Origin of the sequence: Streptomyces melanogenes (assembly GCF_014649795.1) — a bacterium.
Lineage (GTDB): Bacteria > Actinomycetota > Actinomycetes > Streptomycetales > Streptomycetaceae > Streptomyces > Streptomyces noboritoensis.
Map to the genome: position 1 here is coordinate 1 of NZ_BMTS01000067.1, position 3,353 is coordinate 3,353.

Here is a 3,353-nt window from a genome sequence, read left to right on the forward strand (position 1 = left end):
GGTCGGGTGGGCGGACCAGGTCGGGGTGCCGGTGGGGCGGTAGCCGTTGGACGGGTCCAGGGCCAGGGTGTTGAGACGGGCCTGGGCGTCCAGGTGGGCGATCACCAGCCTGCCGTGGGCGTCCAGCGCCGCGGACGGGGCGTGCAGCAGGGGGCTGCCGCCCAGCGGGGTCCACTCGTGGCTCAGGGCGCTGCCGTCCAGCGGCTGGATCGACAGGGTCAGGCCGTGGTCGTCGCTGCGCTGGACGAGGGCCGCCTCGCCGGTGGGCAGGACGGCGTGGGCGAGCGGGCCGAAGCCGGGCGTGGTGTCGGTGATCTCGGGCTGGGTGTTCCAGGTGCCGCCCGCCGCCTGCTGTCGGTTGGCCAGGACCCAGCCCGTGCCGGGCTGGCGCGAGAACATCAGCAGGCTGCCGTCCGACTGCTCGACGAGGGTCACCGGGGCCGCGGGGCGCGCGAGCTGGGTGCCGTAGTCGCGCTGGAACGCGCCGCCGGACGTGGTCTGGTGCCAGCGCAGCATGCCCATGCCGATCATGCGGCTGGTGGCGTAGAACTCGACCGTGCCCTTGCTCAGGGTGACCGCCGCCGCTCCCTCCAGCGCCCCGCCCTGGAGGTCGCCCCACGGCTGCCAGCCCTCCTCGGTCAGCAGCCGGGTGCTCAGGCCGCCGCCGAAGTTGCGGATGACGACGCGGACCTGGTTGCCGGTGACGGCGACGATCGGCATGCCCAGGGAGCGGCGGCGCGCCTCGTGCTGGGCCGCCGGACTGTAGGGGCTCTGCAGGTCGGTCCAGGCGCCGAACTCGCCGGTGGCGGCGTCCTGCACGACGTGCATCAGGTCGCGCTGCTGGCGCTCGGGGGCGGCGCCGACCCGGGCGCGGACCGCGATGACGTGGATGCGGCCGCTGGCGTCGCGCACCGCGTCGAGCCGGGACAGGCACCGGCCGTCCGTGGCGGGCCACTGGCCGAGCGGCTGGGGCCCCGACCAGCTCTCGCCGCCGGGCCGGTCCTGGGTCCACATCACCGGGCGGCCGCCGCGCACGCCGAAGGCGGTGAGCCGGCCGTCGGCGCGCAGCTGGAGCCAGCTGGTGCTGGGCTGCCAGCGGTAGCTGGTGCTCTGGCCGTAGAAGCGGTTGTACGCGCGGTTGCCCAGCGGCCGGTCGCCGCACAAACCTGGCGCCTTCTCGCAGTCGTGGCCGTCCTCGCCGCCGTAGACGTTCAGGTACGAGAACTTCCTCGCGGCCTGCTGGGCGCTGAGGTTGTTGGGGCGCAGCTTGTTGCAGTAGCCGAGGTAGCTCTCGACGGCGGGCGGCTGCTCCGGGGCGGTGCGCTCGTAGACGTCGAGGGCGGCCAGGGCGAAGAACGCGGTGGCCGTGTGGTCCGGGTTGTCCGCGTAGGTGATCTCGCCGGTCTTCTGGTCGATGGCGGTGCGGTCGGGGTCCGGGTTCATGATGCGGACCACCGAGGGCGCGTAGTGCTTCAGCAGGTCGGCCAGGGTGTCGATCACCGCGGACCGGGTCATCCGCCGGCCGTCGCTCTTGGCGGGGATGGGGCTGTCGGTGGGGCGCAGGGTGGCGAGGTCCGCGCTGGTCTCGCGCCACAGGCCGATGATGCTGGAGCCGTCGGCGCCGTGCCCGGTGCGCAGGTTGAGGAAGATCAGGGTGACGCGGTTCTCGCCGAGGGAGGCGATCTCCGCGGTGACGCCGTCGCGCACCTTCAGGGTCTCGCGCTTCCACGGGGCGCGGCGGCCGCCGGTCACCATCGCGGCGTAGGCGGCGCGGATGCCGTGCTGGCGGGCGGCGGTGTAGCCCGCGAAGTCGGGTACGGCGGTCTTGCGGGCGGGGTCGTCCATGGCCAGGTTGATGCCGTCGGCCTCACCGGTCGTCAGGTAGACGCTGACGATGGGCACCCCCGCCTCGACCGACTGCAGCAGGTCGGGCGTCATGAAGTACAGGTCGTCGTCCGTGTGGGCGCAGATCTGCAGGTGGGGTGCCGGTCCGGCGGTCCCGCGCTGCCGGGGCAGGGCGGTGGCGGTGGCGGTCGCGAAACGGTTGAACAGACGCATGGTGTGAAGGAGCCTTTCTGAACTCTCCGATCGGTGGGGACGGTCGGTTCAGGGACAGGAATGCAGCACGCACGGCGGGAGCAAGCTCCCGGGCGAGGCTGTTCTTCGGCGGATCGGCGCACGCGGGCGCTACGAAGGGGCGGTGGCCCGTGCCGTGGCGCGTGCGCTCCGCCGGGACGTGGGGGTCCCCGGCGGAAGGAGGGCGAAGGTGTCAGAGGAGGGACGGTCTCCGGGACCGGATCCCTAAGTGCGGGTCGTTCAGAGCTGGGCGAGCCCCCGCTTGAGACGTCTGCCCAGGGGCCGTTCGACGTAGCGGTGCAGCAGCCAGGCGGCGGCCAGCATGCCCGCGATCACCGAGGCGAGCAGCACGTGCGCCGGCATGCGCGGCGACAGCAGGCTGAACAGCTCGCGGCCGATGACCTGGTGCAGCAGGTACAGCGGATAGGTCAGCGCGCCCGCGTACGGCAGCCAGCGCCAGGAGATCCGCGACAGCTTCCCGGTGGCGACGAGCGCCATCACGCCGAAGCAGGCGGCGATGATGACGACCACCGGCCAGGACGGGACCGTGTGGCCCATGTACCGGTTGGTGTTCTTCCAGGTGCTGTGCGCGAACGGCAGCGAGGAGCAGAAGCACAGCAGGACCACACCGGCCAGCATCAGGTTCGGCCGGAACCGGTACATCAGGTAGAAGGCCATGCCCGCGATGAAGTACCAGCTGTTGTCCGGCATGATCAGCATCCGGATCGGGTCGTCCGTCGGCGCCTTGGCGTACATGGCGCTGGCCGCCGCCCAGACGCAGCAGAAGAGCAGGACCCGGCGGTACGTCAGTCCCCACCAGGCGACCACGGCGAACAGCAGGTAGAAGCGCAGCTCGACGAAGAGCGTCCAGTAGGCGCCGTCCACGTGCTCGACGCCGAACGCCTCCTGGAGCATCGTCAGGTTGGACAGGACGTCGGTCAGCGGCAGCGGCTTCGCACCGCCGTGGATCACGGCGACGGTGACCGTGGTCGCGACGACCGCGAACCAGTACGCCGGGTAGAGCCGCACCACACGCGAGACGAAGAAGTCCTTCAGCGACTTGCCCCAGCAGCTCATACAGATGACGAAGCCGCTGATCAGGAAGAAGAGCTGGACGCCGAGCCAGCCGTAGGCCGCGATCGGGAACGCCGTCGGGAAGATCGCCTTCACATCGCCGTGCCAGCCGCCGCCGCGCGCCATGTAGTGGTAGAGCACCACGGTCAGCGCGGCGAGCAGCCGCAGGCCGTCCAGTGCGTACAGCCGCCCGTGACGGGTCG

At 71.7% G+C, this 3,353-nt stretch carries 2 protein-coding genes; both read right to left on the reverse strand.

Annotation, left to right across the window (positions count from 1 at the left end):
* Positions 1 to 2,058, reverse strand: a 2,058-nt coding sequence (locus tag IE252_RS42690; protein WP_190094910.1) for a PIG-L family deacetylase, incomplete at its 3' end; no start/stop codon positions are given.
* Between the two features lie 258 nt (positions 2,059 to 2,316).
* Positions 2,317 to 3,353, reverse strand: a 1,037-nt coding sequence (locus IE252_RS42695) for an acyltransferase family protein (RefSeq protein ID WP_190094911.1), incomplete at its 5' end; no start/stop codon positions are given.